This window comes from Azospira inquinata (assembly GCF_018905915.1).
Taxonomy (GTDB): Bacteria; Pseudomonadota; Gammaproteobacteria; order Burkholderiales; family Rhodocyclaceae; genus Azospira; species Azospira inquinata.
Map to the genome: position 1 here is coordinate 2,371,258 of NZ_CP064782.1, position 16,678 is coordinate 2,387,935.

General features: G+C 62.8%; 14 protein-coding genes and 1 tRNA gene. 8 read left to right on the forward strand and 7 right to left on the reverse strand.

The genetic code is table 11. The annotated features are described in order from the left end of the window. Positions 1-242 precede the first annotated feature (242 nt). Positions 243-1,319 (reverse strand): Smr/MutS family protein, encoded by a 1,077-nt coding sequence (locus tag Azoinq_RS14925; RefSeq protein ID WP_232368466.1) that lies wholly within the window; start codon positions 1,317-1,319, stop codon positions 243-245. Position 1,320: 1 nt separating this feature from the next. Beyond that, positions 1,321-2,283 carry a thioredoxin-disulfide reductase gene (gene trxB, locus Azoinq_RS10845; protein WP_216129192.1) on the reverse strand — a complete coding sequence of 321 codons (963 nt, stop codon included), beginning with the start codon at positions 2,281-2,283 and terminating at the stop codon, positions 1,321-1,323. A gap of 192 nt (positions 2,284-2,475) precedes the next feature. On the opposite strand from trxB, the gene Azoinq_RS10850 reads away from it, so the two are divergent. The 6 genes from Azoinq_RS10850 to serS all read left to right on the forward strand — a co-directional run bounded on the left by Azoinq_RS10850 (position 2,476) and on the right by serS (position 10,570). After that, a complete protein-coding gene (locus Azoinq_RS10850) occupies positions 2,476-3,114 on the forward strand; it encodes a Crp/Fnr family transcriptional regulator (RefSeq protein ID WP_332460826.1) in 639 nt (212 codons plus the stop codon). A gap of 123 nt (positions 3,115-3,237) precedes the next feature. After that, positions 3,238-5,544: a DNA translocase FtsK gene (locus Azoinq_RS10855; protein WP_216129188.1), complete on the forward strand. Its 2,307-nt coding sequence runs from the start codon at positions 3,238-3,240 to the stop codon at positions 5,542-5,544. A gap of 2 nt (positions 5,545-5,546) precedes the next feature. After that, positions 5,547-6,206 (forward strand): outer membrane lipoprotein chaperone LolA, encoded by a 660-nt coding sequence (gene lolA / locus Azoinq_RS10860; RefSeq protein WP_216129186.1) that lies wholly within the window; start codon positions 5,547-5,549, stop codon positions 6,204-6,206. 62 nt (positions 6,207-6,268) lie between these two features. Then, the gene (locus Azoinq_RS10865) at positions 6,269-7,612 is read left to right on the forward strand and encodes a replication-associated recombination protein A (RefSeq protein ID WP_216129184.1); all 1,344 of its coding nucleotides are present in this window, start codon (positions 6,269-6,271) and stop codon (positions 7,610-7,612) included. A 287-nt stretch (positions 7,613-7,899) separates the two neighbouring features. Next, positions 7,900-8,646 carry a hypothetical protein gene (locus Azoinq_RS10870; protein WP_216129182.1) on the forward strand — a complete coding sequence of 249 codons (747 nt, stop codon included), beginning with the start codon at positions 7,900-7,902 and terminating at the stop codon, positions 8,644-8,646. A 637-nt stretch (positions 8,647-9,283) separates the two neighbouring features. After that, complete coding sequence (serS, locus tag Azoinq_RS10875; RefSeq protein ID WP_216129180.1) at positions 9,284-10,570, forward strand: serine--tRNA ligase; 1,287 nt, start codon at positions 9,284-9,286, stop codon at positions 10,568-10,570. Positions 10,571-10,999: 429 nt separating this feature from the next. Here serS and mltF read toward each other — a convergent pair whose 3' ends face one another. Beyond that, the gene (mltF, locus tag Azoinq_RS10880) at positions 11,000-12,388 is read right to left on the reverse strand and encodes a membrane-bound lytic murein transglycosylase MltF (RefSeq protein WP_216129178.1); all 1,389 of its coding nucleotides are present in this window, start codon (positions 12,386-12,388) and stop codon (positions 11,000-11,002) included. A 169-nt stretch (positions 12,389-12,557) separates the two neighbouring features. On the opposite strand from mltF, the gene Azoinq_RS10885 reads away from it, so the two are divergent. Next, positions 12,558-12,650: transfer RNA gene (locus tag Azoinq_RS10885), tRNA-Ser, on the forward strand. A 165-nt stretch (positions 12,651-12,815) separates the two neighbouring features. After that, positions 12,816-13,004 carry a hypothetical protein gene (locus Azoinq_RS10890; RefSeq protein WP_216129176.1) on the forward strand — a complete coding sequence of 63 codons (189 nt, stop codon included), beginning with the start codon at positions 12,816-12,818 and terminating at the stop codon, positions 13,002-13,004. A gap of 292 nt (positions 13,005-13,296) precedes the next feature. Here Azoinq_RS10890 and Azoinq_RS10895 read toward each other — a convergent pair whose 3' ends face one another. From Azoinq_RS10895 to Azoinq_RS10910, 4 genes are all read right to left on the reverse strand, one after another. Next, positions 13,297-14,199, reverse strand: coding sequence for a 5'-nucleotidase (locus Azoinq_RS10895; RefSeq protein ID WP_216129174.1), 903 nt, complete (start codon positions 14,197-14,199; stop codon positions 13,297-13,299). A gap of 437 nt (positions 14,200-14,636) precedes the next feature. Next, complete coding sequence (locus Azoinq_RS10900) at positions 14,637-15,104, reverse strand: GNAT family N-acetyltransferase (protein ID WP_216129172.1); 468 nt, start codon at positions 15,102-15,104, stop codon at positions 14,637-14,639. 15 nt (positions 15,105-15,119) lie between these two features. Further along, positions 15,120-15,269 carry a hypothetical protein gene (locus tag Azoinq_RS10905; RefSeq protein WP_216129170.1) on the reverse strand — a complete coding sequence of 50 codons (150 nt, stop codon included), beginning with the start codon at positions 15,267-15,269 and terminating at the stop codon, positions 15,120-15,122. A gap of 107 nt (positions 15,270-15,376) precedes the next feature. Beyond that, positions 15,377-16,606 carry an MFS transporter gene (locus Azoinq_RS10910; RefSeq protein WP_216129168.1) on the reverse strand — a complete coding sequence of 410 codons (1,230 nt, stop codon included), beginning with the start codon at positions 16,604-16,606 and terminating at the stop codon, positions 15,377-15,379. Positions 16,607-16,678: the final 72 nt, after the last annotated feature.

Genomic DNA, 16,678 nt, shown 5'->3' on the forward strand with positions numbered 1-16,678 from the left:
ATACGTTGAGATGAGGCTGGCGATGCCTCGCCTAGGTGTTCTACCCAGGGCTAGAAAAAGGCGGAACCCTGCGTCCTACCCATAAAAGAGGGAAACGCAGGGATACCGGGAAGGGAGCCCTGGAAAGGGGGGGAAATGGACCGGGGAAGCCTTAGCCAGGCTCCGAACATCAGCAGCCAAGCAGTCGGGGCAGGAAAACCCGCCCCGCTGCCGGATGCCAAGGGCTGACCGCCGGACCGGGATCAGCTCGTTTTGCTGGTGCTCTGGAGCAGTACCAGCAGGGCTCCGTCCCCTCCGTCCCGTTCCGGGGCCGGGCAAAAGGCCAGGATTTCTTCCCGCTGGGCCAGCCAGGCCCGGGAAAGGTGTTTCAGCACCCCATCCCCACCGGGGGAGCCCAATCCCTTGCCGTGGATGATGCGCAGGCCTCGGCGGCCCTGGCGCAGGCTGGAGGCGAGAAAGCGGGCCAGCACCTCCCGGGCCTCGTCCCGGTTATAGCCGTGCAGATCCAGTTCCCCTTGAATGCCCCAGCGTCCCTTGCGCAGGTCGGCCAGGGTGCGGCTCCCCAGCCCGGGGCGGAGGAAACTGCCGTCGTCCCGTTCCTGCAAACTGGCCAGCGCATGGTCGGAAAGGCCGGTACGTCGTTCCGGTGCCGCCGGGGCAGCCTCGCCCGGGGCCTGGGTTTCCGCCTTAGGGCGGGGCCGGGGCTTGGGGACCGGACGGGGGCGGGGCACCTCGGCCCGGTTGTTGTTTGCCAGGGGCGTGATGGTGCCTACGGCCTGGAGAAACAGCCAGTGGGGGTCGGTTTCCTGGAGGGACAGGAAGGTGGTGCCCGAATCTTCCGGACCTTCCTGCCTGCTGGTTTCCACCACCCGCCGGGGACGGCGGGGCGCCCGGCCCACTTCTGCTCGATCGCTTTCCGGTAGGGGCGTGGCGTCCGCCATGGCGCGGCGGAACAGGTCCTTTTCCCCCAGGGACTGGCGCAGCCAGGCGGGGGACAGGGCGGCCGCCGAAGGCCCGGCCTTTTCCTTGAGCTTCGGACGCACCACCGGACGGGGCTTGGGCCGGGCCAGCTCCGCCTGGTTGTGGCTCATGGGGCGCAAATCCCCCATGGCCTGCCGGAAGAGGGCCTGTTCATCCTCCGTCCCAGCGGGGGATGCCGCCTGCTCGGAATGGGGCGCGGCGGTGGGCTTCTGGGAGCAGGGTGCCGGGGCTGGGGTGGGAGTCCGGTCCGGTTGGGCCCCGGCGGGGGCCGGGGTCAGTTGCAGTTCGGTGAGGCGCTGAAAGGGATTGGCCTCCCCGGGGCGCCGGTTACGTGACATGTCAGGCTTGTCCCAGGCTGTCCAGATAACGTTCCGCGTCCAGGGCGGCCATGCAGCCGGTGCCGGCGGAGGTGCAGGCCTGACGGTAGATGTGGTCCTGCACGTCCCCGGCGGCGAAAACCCCGGGAATGGAGGTGGCGGTGGCGTTGCCGTTGCGCCCCATGCGGGTGGCGATGTAGCCCCCTTCCATTTCCAGCTGGCCTTCAAAAATATCCGTATTGGGCTTGTGGCCAATGGCGATGAAAACGCCCATTACGGGCACGTCCTGGGTGCTGCCGTCTGCCACATTCTTGACACGCAGACCGGTGACCCCGGAATCGTCCCCCAGCACTTCGTCCAGGGTGGAATTCCAGAGAACGGTGACCTTGCCTTCTTCCGCCTTTTTGAAGAGCTTGTCCTGCATGATCTTTTCCGCCTTGAACTTTTCCCGGCGGTGAATCACGGTGACGTGGCTGGCGATGTTGGCCAGATAGAGGGCCTCTTCCACCGCCGTATTGCCGCCCCCCACCACGGCCACGGCCTGGTTGCGGTAGAAGAAACCGTCGCAGGTGGCGCAGGCGGAAACCCCCTTGCCCTGGAATTTTTCTTCGGAGGGCAGGCCCAGGTACTGGGCGGAGGCGCCGGTGGCGATAATCAGGGCGTCACAGGTGTATTCCCCGGCGTCGCCGATGAGGCGCAGAGGCTTTTCTTGCAGTTTGGCGGTGTGGATGTGGTCGAAGAGGATTTCCGTCTCGAAACGCTCCGCATGCTTCTGGAAGCGGGCCATCAGTTCCGGGCCCTGGACCCCGTCCGGATCGGCGGGCCAGTTGTCCACTTCGGTGGTGGTCATGAGCTGGCCGCCCTGGGCCAGACCGGTGATCAGCAGGGGCTTCAAGTTGGCCCGGGCGGCGTAAACCGCGGCGGTGTAACCGGCGGGGCCGGAGCCGAGAACAATGAGACGGCTGTGACGGGTGGTTTGGGACATGGCAGATGCTTTCTAGAAAGAATAATGAGGTCAATGGATCGGGGTTGGCTATCCATTATATCGAATCAAAATTGCCCCGATTGTTCCCCCGGGGGTGTGAAAAAGTTGGCGCTTACGCAATAATGGGCCTCCGGGATCAATTCTTTCCAAATGGGTAAAGGTTAAACAATGCAGGCAGCAAAGGGCTTGAGCGTGGCGACGTTACAAAATCTCCCCATGTTCAAGCAGGTTCCCTCGGCGTATCTGGAGCAGCTGGTGCGGGTTGCCGCCTACCGGAAGGTGCCCCGGGGAACCCTGGTGGTGCGCTCCGGGGACGCCACCGATTCCCTTTATGTGCTCATCAGCGGCAGCATGAAGGTGCTGAACAGCGACGAGGAAGGCCGGGAAGTGATCCTGGCCATTCTCGGTCCGGGGGAATTTTTCGGGGAAATGGGCCTCATCGACGGCAGCCCCCGCTCCGCCAATGTGCTGGCCATTGAACCCTGCGAACTGCTGATCCTGGCCCGTAACGACTTCAAACGCTGTCTGGCAGACAATTTCGAGGTTTCCCTCTACCTCATGCGCAGCCTGGTGCAGCGCCTGCGGGAGGCGGATCAGAAAATCGAAAGCCTGGCCCTGATGGATGTGTTTGGCCGGGTGGCCAAGCTGCTCCTGGAATTTTCCACGGTCCAGGAAGACGGCCAGCGGGTGGTGGCCCGCAAACTGACCAAGCAGGACATCGCCAAAATGATCGGCGCCTCCCGGGAAATGGTGAGCCGGGTGATGAAAGACCTGGAAGCCAACGGCTATATCCAGACGGAAGGCAGCCGCATCATCCTCCACGCGCCTTGAAGGGCGCCTGCCCGGGCGGCCCGGGCCTCCGGCGGGCACAAATGCTTACAAGACCGGAGCGATTCGGGAACGTTATAATTCTCCAAGCACTTTGCCGCGATCCGAATTTTCTGACCCCCTTTGATGCCCAATTCTCCCCGTTCCGGCCGTGACCGTTCTCCCAGTCCCCTGCCGGAAAAAATCGCCCTGATACTCCAAGAGTCCCGCTGGCTAGGGCTGGTGGCCGTGGCCCTGTTCCTGGCCATGGCCCTGTGGGGGTATGACCGGGGCGATCCGGGCTGGTCCCATTCCGCCCAGACCGGGGCCCTCCATAACCCGGTGGGCCGCTTCGGCGCCTGGCTGGCGGATTTGCTCCTCTACGTTTTCGGCCTCTCCGCCTGGTGGTGGATCGGCCTGCTCCTGGCCCTGGTGTGGTGGGGCTATCGCCGCCTGGACGGCCTGCGCACCGCCGATAACCGGCCCCTCTACATTGCCGGGGGCGGTTTTCTGGTACTGCTCCTGGCCAGTTCGGGCCTGGAAGCCCTGCGTTTCTATACCCTGCGTACCCCTTTGCCCCTTTCTCCCGGCGGTATGCTGGGCTTGGAACTGAGCGGCGCCGCTATCCGCTACCTGGGTTACACGGGGGCCACCCTGTTTTTGCTGGCCCTGGTGCTCCTGGGCTGGAGCCTCTTTTCCGGCATGTCCTGGCTGGGCTTTTTCGAGCGCCTGGGGGGCTGGCTGGAAACCGTCTTCTTCCTCGGGCGCAACCAGGTAGAACGCTGGCAGGATCAGCGTATCGGACGGGAAGTGGCCCGGGAGCGGGAAGCGGTGGTGCAGGTGGAAAAGACCCGGGTGGCGGAACAGGAGCCGGTGCGCATTGAACGGGTGGAGCCGGAAATCCCCGTGTCCCCCAAGGCGGAAAAGCGCATCGAGCGGGAACGCCAAACCCCCTTGTTCCCCGAGGCGGTGGAAGGGGGCCAGTTGCCCCCCCTGTACCTGCTGGACCCGCCTCCGGCCCATCCGGAGGTGCCCGCTGCCGAAACCCTGGAATTCACCTCCCGCCTCATCGAACGCAAGTTGGCGGATTTTGGCGTTCAGGTGAAGGTGCTGGCCGCCTATCCGGGCCCGGTGGTGACCCGTTACGAAATCGAACCGGCCACCGGGGTCAAGGGCTCCCAGATCGTCAATCTCTCCCGGGATCTGGCCCGGGCCCTGGCCATGGTTTCGATCCGGGTGGTGGAAACCGTGCCGGGCAAGTCTTGCATGGCCCTGGAACTGCCCAATCCCAAGCGCCAGACCGTGCGCCTCTCGGAAATTCTCTCCAGCAAGGTCTATCACGATACCGCGTCCCCTCTGACCGTGACCCTGGGCAAGGACATCGGCGGTCTGCCCGTGGTGGCGGATCTGGCCAAAATGCCCCACCTGCTGGTGGCGGGTACCACCGGTTCGGGCAAGTCCGTGGGTATCAACGCCATGATCCTGTCCCTGCTCTACAAGGCGGAGCCCAAGGATGTGCGCCTCATTCTGGTGGACCCCAAGATGCTGGAACTGTCCATCTACGAGGGCATTCCCCACCTGCTGGCCCCCGTGGTGACGGACATGCGCCAGGCGGCCAACGCCCTGTCCTGGTGTGTGGGGGAAATGGATAAGCGCTACAAGCTCATGAGCGCCCTGGGAGTCCGCAATCTGGCGGGCTACAACGCCAAGCTGCGGGAGGCGGAAAAGGCCGGGCAGAAGATTCCCAACCCCTTCTCCATCACTCCGGAATCCCCCGAACCCCTGGCGCCTCTGCCCTTCATCGTGGTCATCATCGACGAACTGGCGGACATGATGATGGTGGTGGGCAAAAAGGTGGAAGAACTCATCGCCCGTCTGGCCCAGAAGGCCCGGGCCTCCGGCATCCATCTGGTGCTGGCCACCCAGCGCCCCAGCGTGGATGTGATTACCGGCCTGATCAAGGCCAACATTCCCACCCGGATCGCCTTCCAGGTCTCCAGCAAAATCGACTCCCGTACCATCCTGGATCAGATGGGGGCGGAAGCCCTCCTGGGCCAGGGGGACATGCTCTATCTGGCTCCGGGCACCGGCTATCCCACCCGGGTCCATGGGGCCTTTGTGGCGGATGACGAAGTGCACAAGGTGGTGGATTACCTGAAAACCACCGGCGCCCCGGAATACGAAGAAAACGTCCTCACCGGCAGCGGTGACGAAGAGGGGGGCGACGGGGAAGGGGGCGAAGATGGGGACGGGGAAAAGGATCCCATGTACGACCAGGCGGTGGAAATCGTCCTGCAAACCCGGCGGGCCTCCATTTCCCTGGTTCAGCGCAATTTGCGCATTGGTTACAACCGGGCTTCCCGCCTCATCGAGGCCATGGAAAAGGCCGGACTGGTCTCCCCCATGGACGGCCGGGGCGGGCGGGAAGTGCTGGCGAGAAAGAGCGAGGAATAATCATGGCAGCAGCAATACCGGCCCCTTCCCTGACAAACCGCCCCTGGCGCCTCCTGGGCCGGGCCCTGGTGTGGAGCGGCCTGCTGGCCTGGGGCTCCGCCCAGGCGGGCAACGTGGACACCCTGAAACACTTTCTGGAAAGCTCCCGCAGCCTGCGGGCCGACTTTTCCCAGACCGTCATGGGCAAGAGCGGCCACCGGCCCCAGGCCTCTTCCGGGGTCATGATGTTCGCCCGGCCCGGCCGCTTTCGCTGGCAGATTGAAAAGCCCTACGCCCAGTTGATGGTGGGGGACGGCAGCAAGGTGTGGATTTACGATCCGGACCTGAAGCAGGTCACGGTGAAGCGCATGGGCAAGGCCCTGGGCGCCACTCCGGCAGCCTTGCTGGCCGGGGATAACGCCCTGGAAAAGAATTTCGTCTTAAGCGACGGGGGCAGCCGGGACGGCCTGGAATGGGTGGATGCCACCCCCAAGAGTGCCGATTCCGGCTTTGAAAAGGTGCGCCTGGGCTTCCAGGGGGACAGTCTGAAAGCCATGGACCTGCTGGACAGCTTCGGCCAGACCACCCATCTGGTCTTCCAGCGGCTGGAGCGGAATCCCTCCCTGCCCGCCTCCCTGTTCCATTTCAGCGTCCCCGCCGGGGCGGATGTGGTGGGGGAATAGCTTCCCCACCCCCGGCCCTGCCGGTAGGGCCGCTCCCTTCCTGATTTTCCTGTGATTGTCCCGTGAGCGACCTTTTTTCTGATAGCGATCCCCAGGGCTTTTCCCCCGCCGGGGAGAAGCCCGCCCCCTTTGCCCCCCTGGCCGAACTGCTGCGCCCCGCTACCCTGGACGAGGTCATCGGCCAGACCCACCTGCTCGGCCCGGGCAAACCCCTGCGCCTGGCTTTTGAGTCCGGCACCCCCCATTCCATGATTTTCTGGGGCCCTCCCGGGGTGGGCAAAACCACCCTGGCCCGGATTACCGCTAGCGCCTTCGACTGCGCCTTTATCGCCCTGTCCGCCGTGTTTGCCGGGGTCAAGGACATCCGGGCCGCCATGGAAAAAGCGGAACTGAACCAGGCCCAGGGGCGGCACACCATCCTGTTCGTGGATGAAATTCACCGCTTCAACAAATCCCAGCAGGACGCCCTGCTGCCCTACGCGGAAAGCGGGCTGGTCACCTTCATCGGCGCTACCACGGAGAACCCCTCCTTCGAGGTCAATTCCGCCCTCCTTTCCCGGGCCCAGGTCTATGTGCTCAAGTCCCTCACCGACGCCGAGCTAAAGCGCCTGCTGCAACGGGCCCAGGAAAAGGCCCTGGGCGGCCTGAGCTTCGACGATCTGGCCGTGGATACCATCATCGGCTACGCGGACGGGGACGCCCGGCGCTTCCTCAACCTCCTGGAGCAGTGCCGCACGGCCGCCGGGGCGGCGGGGGTGGAAAAGATCGACGCCGATTTCATCCAGAACGCCCTGACCTTGAATTCCCGCCGCTTCGACAAGGGCGGGGACAACTTCTACGACCAGATTTCCGCCCTGCACAAATCCGTCCGGGGCTCCCACCCGGACGCCGCCCTCTACTGGCTCACCCGCATGCTGGACGGGGGCGCCGATCCCCGCTATCTGGCCCGGCGCATTGTGCGTATGGCTTGGGAAGACATCGGTCTGGCCGACCCCCGGGCCATGCAGATCGCCAATGACGCGGCTCTGACCTACGAACGCCTGGGCAGCCCGGAAGGGGAGCTGGCCCTGGGCCAGGCGGTCATCTACCTGGCCGTGGCCGCCAAAAGCAACGCCGGCTACATGGCCTACAACCAGGCCCGGGCCTTCGTAAAACAGGACAAAAGCCGGGAAGTCCCGGTCCACCTGCGCAACGCCCCCACCAAGCTCATGAAAGAACTGGGCTACGGCCACGACTACCGCTACGCCCACGACGAACCCAACGCCTATGCGGCGGGGGAAACCTATTTCCCCGAGGGCATCGGAGAACCCGGGTGGTATCAGCCAACTCCGCGGGGATTGGAGATTAAGATTGGGGAAAAGCTGGAGCAGTTGAAGAAGTGGGATGAAGAGGCGGGTAAGAAATGAAGCGCCTTAGGGTGCTTTTTTCTGGGAACTCGTAAAAAATTTTTTAAAATAATAAAAATATTGTGTTGATAATATCTAAAATTCTTTTCGTGTATAAAACTTCTATATAAAGAAGATATGGGCAGTTGGGTAAGTTGAATTATTGATTGGTGGGCGGAATACGTGCCATCCGATATTTTTTGTGAAAATAAAGGTTGGTTTGAAGGGTAAAAAATAGTATTTTATATAAAATAATTTCCCTTATTTGAATTGATTGGATTGATATTTCTAGGGGGCTGGAAAAATAAATGGCAGAGAGAATTTATTTGCTGATAAAAATATTTGACAAAGAAGAGTATGCGGATGCGTTCGTCCAGAAGGGTGAGTTGTATTGCAGAACCCTCGGCGAGTTTAAGCGAAGTGATGAGGAAGATGGGCGAGGTGATAGGTTTGAAGCTGTAACAGATTGGCATCAAGCAGATAAGGTTAAGCTTGCTATCACCTTTAAAGACAAAGATGGTTTTGAAAAAACCTTGCCAATTGAAAAGCTGGCTGGACCGGTTATCAGCCAAAATAAAGGCTACGATAGGCTCAATCTTTACTGTATGTATGCAGTAAAAGCTCCAGAATTTGAAGGATCATATGAGACTGAAGAGGAACGGATAGCTATCGTTGAGAAAATAAATGGAATGCTCAAGGAAAAAATCACCATAAGCGATGTTCTCCTATCTCTGGGTAAATTCGCAGTTGTTGTCTACCAGGTTGAGGACTTCATTAATAGGGTTAAGCAAGCAGCGCAAGAGAAGAGCTTTGTTTGCTGGAATGGGCTGATTGGCTACTACGACCCAGATACCTTTCATGGAAGTTTCATGGAGCTTGAAAGTGTTTTTAGAAAGAGACATACCTATGAACATCAGAGTGAGTATCGATTTGCCTTTAACTCATTCGAGCCAGAAGGAGATAAGTTTTTTCATCTTGGTTCGTTGGAGGATATTGCTATAAAAATTCCAACAAGAGAAATAAATGATAAACTTCAACTGAAACTTGCGGATTGATTCTCTTGTTGCAAGTAAATATATTTACTTGCTTGTTAAATGGGAAGGCGTGTCAAAAGGTGATTTTCTTTGTTTAAATAAAAGCTGGCGTTTTGTCCGCTATTTTGGTCTAAGTGGAATGCCAACATTGGATAATTTTTTCGGCGGGTTTAATCCTAACTTATTTAACTGATTAAAGACATCAGGAGCCATGAAGCTCATGATTGGCTCATCGGTCGTTGGAGTCTTCAATGCTTCGATAGCACCTTGGGCTCTAAAGAAGCAGTATAGGCCCCATCCTTTATCATGGATGGGGCTAAAAAGAAATCCCCCATTCCGTTAATGTAGATCTAAAGCTATTATGACGGATATTATCTGAAGGTGCTTCTGGATAGCGCTACGATCGGTCGCCGAAGCAGCGTCTTTGGCCGGTGATCGGTTGAAGGGAGGCTTTCCCCTTCCTCCCCCAAATCGAACCTCCACCGCCTCGCGTATAATGCGGCCCAGACCTTGGTTGCCAAGGACGGTTTCCGGCCGGGGGCCGGGAGGCTGCTTTCCCTGGTTCCCTTTGCTGAAGAATTGGGCGGAGTGGGGCTTGTTGCCTTGCCCTCCGCCGTGTCATGCCCCGCTGGGATCAGAACCCTAACTAGGATTTTCCATGCTTGATATTCAACTGCTGCGTAACGACCTGGATGCCGTTGCCGCCCGCCTCGCCACCCGGGGCAAGCCCATTGATTTCACCGCCTTCCGGGAGTTGGAAGGGGAACGCAAGACCCTCCAGACCCGGACCCAGGAGCTGCAAAACCAGCGCAACACCCTGTCCAAGCAGATCGGCATGTTGAAGGGTAAGGGGGAGGACGCTTCCCAGGTCATGGCCCAGGTGGCCGAGCTGAAGACCGAGCTGGAACAGGCGGAAACCCGGCTGAATGAGCTGAAGGGCCAGTTGAACGCCATTGTGGCGGCCATTCCCAACCTGCCCCATGAAAGCGTGCCGGTGGGTAAGGATGAGAGCGAAAACGTGGAACTGAAGCGCTGGGGCACCCCGCGCCAGTTCGACTTCCCCGTGAAGGACCATACGGACATCGGGGAAGGGCTGAAGCAGCTGGATTTCGCCACCGCCGCCAAGCTGTCCGGCGCCCGTTTCACCGTGATGAAGGCCCAGGTGGCCCGGCTGCACCGCTCCCTGGCCCAGTTCATGTTGAACGTGCACACCACGGAACACGGCTACACCGAGGTTTACACCCCCTATCTGGTGAATGCGGCCAGCCTCTTCGGCACGGGCCAGCTGCCCAAGTTTGAGGAAGACCTGTTCAAGGTGCCCCGGGTGGATGCGGACCCCCTGTACCTGATCCCCACCGCGGAAGTGCCGGTGACCAACATGGTCCGGGACGAAATTCTGCCCGCCGAGGCCCTGCCCCTGAAGTTTGTCTGCCACACCCCCTGCTTCCGTTCCGAAGCCGGTTCCTACGGTAAGGACACCCGGGGCATGATCCGTCAGCACCAGTTCGACAAGGTGGAACTGGTTCAGGTGGTGCGCCCGGAAGCCTCCTGGGAAGCCCACGAACAGCTTACCCAGGACGCGGAATCCATCCTGGAAAAGCTGGGCCTGCCCTATCGCCGCATTGTGTTGTGCACCGGGGACATGGGCTTTTCCTCCGCCAAGACCTATGACCTGGAAGTGTGGCTGCCCGCCCAGAACACCTACCGGGAAATTTCCTCCTGCTCCAATTTCGAGTCCTTCCAGGGGCGCCGCCTCCAGGCCCGCTTCCGCAACGACAAGAATAAGCCGGAGCTGGTCCATACCCTGAACGGTTCCGGTCTGGCCGTGGGCCGCTGCCTAGTGGCAGTGCTGGAAAACTACCAGCAGGCCGACGGCAGCGTGGTGGTGCCGGAAGTGCTGCGCCCCTACATGGGTGGCCTAGAAGTGATCGAGCCCCTGGCCTGATCCCCTCCCTGGGCCTTAGGGCTCCGCCTTCCCAACCCCGGCCTGGTGCCGGGGTTTTGTTTTTGGGGGCAGGCGAAAGGGGCCCGGGGCCAGGAAGGGAGCCGGTGTTGGCTGGTCGCTACCGGGCACGGGAAGCCTCCGAGCCGCAACGGGGAATGGGGCCGGTGGTGTGACCTGGGCCGGACCGGCGGGCGGGCTCCCTTATGGGGAAAGGCTTGGAGCTAGGGGGAGGAGGGAAGACGTCCTGCCCAGGCTAGGGAAGGGGCAGGCTTCGGGTATTGAAGCGTCGCCAGGGCTGGGGTGTAGCTGTGTGGGAAGCGCCAAGCAGGGGCAGGCAAGCCCCAGGAAAAGGCCCGAGGAAAAGACGCCAAGAAAAAAGCGGCCAATCCCCAGGCGCCGCCATCGCTCCCCTTAGCCCCGCCCACCCCCTCAATGGGCCTTCAGCCCTGGTCCTTCCGTCTTGGCGATCAGGTCCTGGGCCGGGTGGAAGGGCAGTTCCCGGCGACAGAGGATGTCGTAGAACATGCGCACGTTTTCCACCATGATCACCGCTTCCCCGCCCCGGGCCCGGCCCGCCCGCAGCCGGGTGTAATACTGGGGCCGGGAGAGGAGGGGCAGCACCCGCTTCATGTCGAACCAGGAATTGGGGTCGGCCTTGAGTCGGGGAGCGATCTGCTGGGCCCCGTTGAAATGGCCCCGGCCCAGGTTGTAGGCGGCTAGGGCCATCCAGGTCCGGTCCGGTTCCTGCACGGCGGCGGGCAACTGTTCCCGCAGCCAGGCCAGATAGCGGGCCCCGGCCGTAATGCTCTGCTGGCTGTCCAGCCGGTTGGTGACCCCCATCCGGTCCGCCGTGTCCTCCGTGAGCATCATCATGCCCCGCACATTGGTGTAGCTGGTGGCTAAAGGGTCCCAGCCCGATTCCTGGTAGGCCAGGGCGGCCAAAAGGCGCCAGTCCAGGGCGGTGGCGGCCTGGGCGGCCTGGAAGTGCTTGCGGAACTTGGGCAGCACGGCCTGGATGCGGTCAATGAACTGCACCACGTCCTGCTGCTGGAGCCGCTGAATGTGGCCGAAATACCGGTCTTCCAGCCGGTCCAGGGTGCCGTCCTTGGCCACCCGGCCCAGATAGGCTTCCGCCTTGGCGATCAGCTCCGGATCGGTCTGCCGGGGAAATATCCAGGAAATGGGCTGTTCCCGACCCATGTCCAACTGGGAGACCAGCTGGGGGTAATAGTTCTGGGCCACATCCAGCACCGGGGCGTCGGTGAGGGCCAGGCCCACCCGCTTTTCCGCCACCGCCTGGAGCAGATCCAGGTCGCTCCATTCCGGATGTTCCTGAACCACCAAAGGCGGGTTGAGGGCCGGGATGGCGGCGAGAATTTCCGCGTGCCGGGCCCGGGCCACCACATGGACGGTGGCCCCGGCCAGCTGGGACAGATCGGTGATGGGCCGGGCGGATTCATGCTGCACCAGTACGTGGCCGCTCTGGTAGAAGGGCGTGGTGGCCTGAAAATCCTGGTCGTCGGAGCGCTCCCGGGTCAGCCAGGCGGCCCCCAGGTGGCCCCGGCCTTCCGCCAGGGCCTGGCGCACTTCCCGGTAGTTGCCCACCACCAGAAACCGGGCCCGCACCCCCGTTTCCCGGGCGAAGCCCGCCGCCAGATCGTGTTCAAAGCCGCTTTCCCGGCCCTGGTCGTCCTTGGCGTAGGTGAGGGGCCCGGCGCAGGTCACCACCACCAGCTCATCCCCCGCCTGCCAGGGACGCACCTTCCCACTGTCGCAGGACTGGAGCAGACAGGCCAGGGGCAACAGCAGGGTGGGCAACCAGCGGGAAAGGCGGGGGGGCAGGGGCAGAATGATGGTTTTCCGGGGGACAAAGCCTGGGATTCTGCCACGCCCCGGCCTCGCGTCAAAATCCGGGATCGGGTAGAATCAGCCCCCTTGCAGAGCATCCGCTCCCGGCCCGGTTTCTCCAGGCCCCGGCTGCTCTTCCGGTGGGGTACCGAAGTGGCCATAACGGCGCTGACTCGAAATCAGATGGTCAGGGTAACCTGGCACGCGGGTTCGAATCCCGCCCCCACCGCCAAGCCTTTTTCCTTTTCCCCGAGTGGTGTTGCTCAAGCCTGCCCGTCCAGGGCCGGGCGGGGCGGGCGTTGGCCCCTTGAGCCCTGGGGCAAAGGTCATCTCGGGCTTTCCCTTCAGCGTCCCCTGGGGCGCCCCTTGCAGGCTGGGGCCCCGTCCATGACTGACCATGGCTGAAACCTCTGCCACCGGGCTTGGCCGCTGCTCGGCCTGCCGCCACTTTTTCATTACCCATCATCAGTCCCATCCCTACGGCTGCCGGGTTCTGGACTTCAAAAGCCCGGCCCTGCCTTGCCTGGCGGTGCGCCGCTCTTCCGGGCAGGACTGCCTTTATTTTCAGGCGAAGGCGCCGGACTGAAGGGCCGCCCATGCCTGGCTTTTGGGCAGGCTGTCATATGCCTGATTTGGCAGGCAATGGGCTGGCTTATCCACAGGCTTGTCCAGGGATTTTGTGGACGATTCCCCGGGGGGGCTTTTTCTCCTGGGGGAGATAGAGCCGGAGCGATTTACCTGGGCGAGCCTGGGCCAAGGCTTCTGAAATGGCTTCTGGGAAGGCCTGGAATGGCGCTGGAGAGGGGGGCGGAACAGGAGGCCGGAAAAGGCCCCAGTCCGGGCTCCGGAAGGGCCGCTGGAAGTGGCCTCGGAAACCCTCAGCCCTCGTTGGCGATGCCCGCCAATACCTGACCCACCGGGCCCGCCTGGGTGGCGGACTGGCAATGGCGGGTCTGGTCGTCGAAAAAGAAATCCGGCTCGAACTGGGCCAGGAAGGGGCCTTTTTCCAGGCCGCCGAGGAACATGGCCTCATCCACGCTGATATTCCAGCCCATGAGGGTGCGGATGGCCCGCTCGTGGGCCGGGGCGCTGCGGGCCGTCACCAGGGCGGTACGAATGCGGATGGGGCTGTCGGCGGTGCTCTGCTGGAGCTTGTGCAGGGCGTCCAGGAGGGGCTTGAAGGGGCCCGGGGGCAGGGGCTGGAAGGCGTGGTCCCGCTCGTGTTCGGTGAAGGCGGGCAGGCCCTGGGTCTGGTAGATGCGCTCCGCCTCGTCGGAAAACAGCACCGCGTCCCCGTCGAAGGCGATGCGGATTTCCTGGGAATGGCGATTGGTATCCCCCGCGGAAGCGGCAAACACCCGGGCCGCCGGGTAGCCCCCCGCCAGGGCATTGCGCACGTCCGCCTCGTGGGCGGAGAGAAACAGGTGGGCGCCCAGGGGGGCCAGGTAGGGATAGGCGGGGCGGCCCCGGGTGAACACCCCCCGGTTGATGTCCAGCCCGTGGCTTTCCGCCGAGCGGAACACCCGCAGGCCGGAGACCGGGTCGTTGCGAGAGACGATGACCACCTCCACCTGGCGCCGCTCCGGCCGGTTGAGGGCCAGGAGCTTTTTCACCAGGGGAAAGGCGCAGCCGGGCTTGGCCGGGGTGTCCAGCCGCTCCAGTTGCAGCTTCATGTAGGCGGTGTCGTCCAGGGCCTCGAAGACTTGGTTTTCTTCCTCGAAATCGAACAGGGCCCGGGCGGACAGGGCCACCACCAGTTGATGATTGAGGTTTGTGGGCATGGGGTCATTCTAGCAAGGACGGACGGGGGGCGGCGCCCTGACACCGGCAGGAAGAGCCAGGGGCGGGCCTGGCCGGGGAGGGGGGCTCCCCGCCTTGTGGGTAGCCCCTGGCGCCGGGGTAATCGGCCAGATTGGCTGATCACGCCCCTCTCCGCCCTGTTTAAAAATTAGGCGCCCTGTCATAGCCCAGTGAAAATGGGGGCTGGCGGGACTTATCCACAGACTTGTCCAGGATTTCGGTGGAAAGGCGGAGGGGCTTGTCTCGTCGAGGGGACTACCGGGTAGTGGGATGGGGAAAACGGGGCAAATCGGGATAGGGGAGGCAAACCGGGCAATCGGAGCGGGCGCCAGAGTGGGGCTCGCCGGAGTCCGCCGTTAGGAAAGGGCCTCCGGCGAGCCCAATCCCCGTACCGCCCGGTTGGCGGGCGGGGAGAGGGTTAGGCGGTCGGCGTGGTGAGGTCCAGGCGAAGGCGCCGCATGTCGTAAAGCCGGATGCCGTCCTCAAAAATGGGCGCGGGGTAATTTTTTACGAAAAAGTCGTGGTCGATACGCTCCGCTCGGAAGCCGTGGCGCTGGTAAAAAGCCAGCTGGTAGCCGAAGGTGCCTGTGCCTACTTCCAGGGTTTGGGCGCCGATACGGCGGCAGTGGGCGATGATGCCCTCTAACAGAGCGCTGCCGTAGCCGGTCCGTTGATGCTCCGGGGGAACGGCAATGCTCATGAGTTCATAGTGCTGGCGGCTGTGGCCTTGGATGACACCAGCCCCCACCAGGATTCCCCGGTCGGTGGCAATAAAACACTGGGATTGGGGCAGATAGGCCGCCAGCTTGGCTTCCGAGGGATCAGCTAGGAGGAGCAGGGCAACAGGGGCGGCAGCGGGCGGGATTTCTTGGAGCAGCAAGGGCATCCGGGAGACGCCGAGCTAGTGGTGGATGCGGGTAAGGAAACGGTCGCAGCCCGTGGGCTGGGAGAGGAGGACCAGGAGTTCGGCGATGCTCAGACGGCCTTCCTGCTCGCCACGCAGAATACTTTCGATCAGCGCTTCCAGTCGTTCCATGGTTTCGTTGTTCATGGTGCTCTCCCCGGACTGCTTGGTGTTGTAAGCCGTTTACGGTTGCCGGGGAGAGAACTTGAAGTTATTTTTTAAAACAATTTACAACTTACTGTTTTATATCAATTTTATTGGCAATCCTGGCAGGGCTTTTGCGCCGGGGTAGCGGCGGGCCAGAGCCGTACCGCCAGGGCCCCCAGGGCGGCCAGGGTGGTGAGGGCGCTTACCCCGGTCCATCCGGCGGCGGCCAGGAGCCAGCTGCCCAGGGTGGAACCCAGGGCCATGCCGATGAACATGCCCACCATGAGCAGGGCGTTGAGGCGGCTGCGGGCGGCGGGTTCCAGGCTATACACCTGGGTCTGGTGGGCGATCAGGGAGACCTGGACCCCCAGATCGAAGACCAGGGTGACGCCAGCCAGGAGGGCCAACTGGGCCGGGACGCTGCCCAGGGGCAGGAGAAACTGGGCGGCGAAGGCCAGGGCGGTGAGGCTGATGCCTAGGCGGGCCACCCGTTCCGGCCCGGTTTTGTCCGCCAGCCGTCCCGCCAGGGGGGCGGCCAGGGCGCCCACTGCACCGGCCAGACCGAAGGCGCCGGCCACGCCGCTGCCCAAGTGGAAGGGGGCGCCGTGGAGCATCAGGGCCAGGGTGGACCAGAAGGCGCTGAAGCCCACGGATTGGAGCCCCTGGGCCAGGGCGGCGCGGCGCAGGGAGGGGTGGCGGCGCCAGAGCCCGGTCAGGGAGCCCATGAGGGCGCCGTAGGAAAGTCGTGAATCGGGGCGAAAGGGGGGCAGGCCCCGGGCCGCTACCAGGCCGAAAATCACGATCATGACGGCGGCGCAGGCGAAGGTGGCGCGCCAGCCCCAGTGCTGGGCGATGAGGCCGCTCACCACCCGGGACAGGATGATGCCCAGGAGCAGGCCGGTCATCACCGTGCCCACCACCCGGCCGCGCCGGGCGTTGTCCGCCAGGGTGGCGGCGGCGGGCACGATGTCCTGGGCCAGGGTGGCGGTGAGGCCGATGGCCAGGCTGGAAGCCAGCAGGGCCGCCAGTCCCGGCGCCAGGGCGCCGAGCCCCAGGGCCAGGGCCAGGAGGGCGGATTTGGCCAGGATAATGGTGCGCCGGTCGTACCGGTCCCCCAGGGGGGCGAGGAAGAGAATGCCCAGGGCGTAACCCAGCTGGGTCAGGGTGGGCACTAGGCCCATGGCCCGGTCCGGCAGATGGAGGTCGGCCCCCATAATGCCCAGCATGGGCTGGTTGTAATAGAGGGAGGCCACGGACATCCCGGCGCCGCAGGCCATGAGCAGAAGCAGGGCCGGGGAGAGGGTGGGGGCGTTATGCGTATTTTGAATGGTAGCCATGGAAGTTCTCCTGGAAGTTTCCCGGTTGGGGTTGGGAATGGACGCCATTTTCCGCAGATTTCTGGGGGCTGG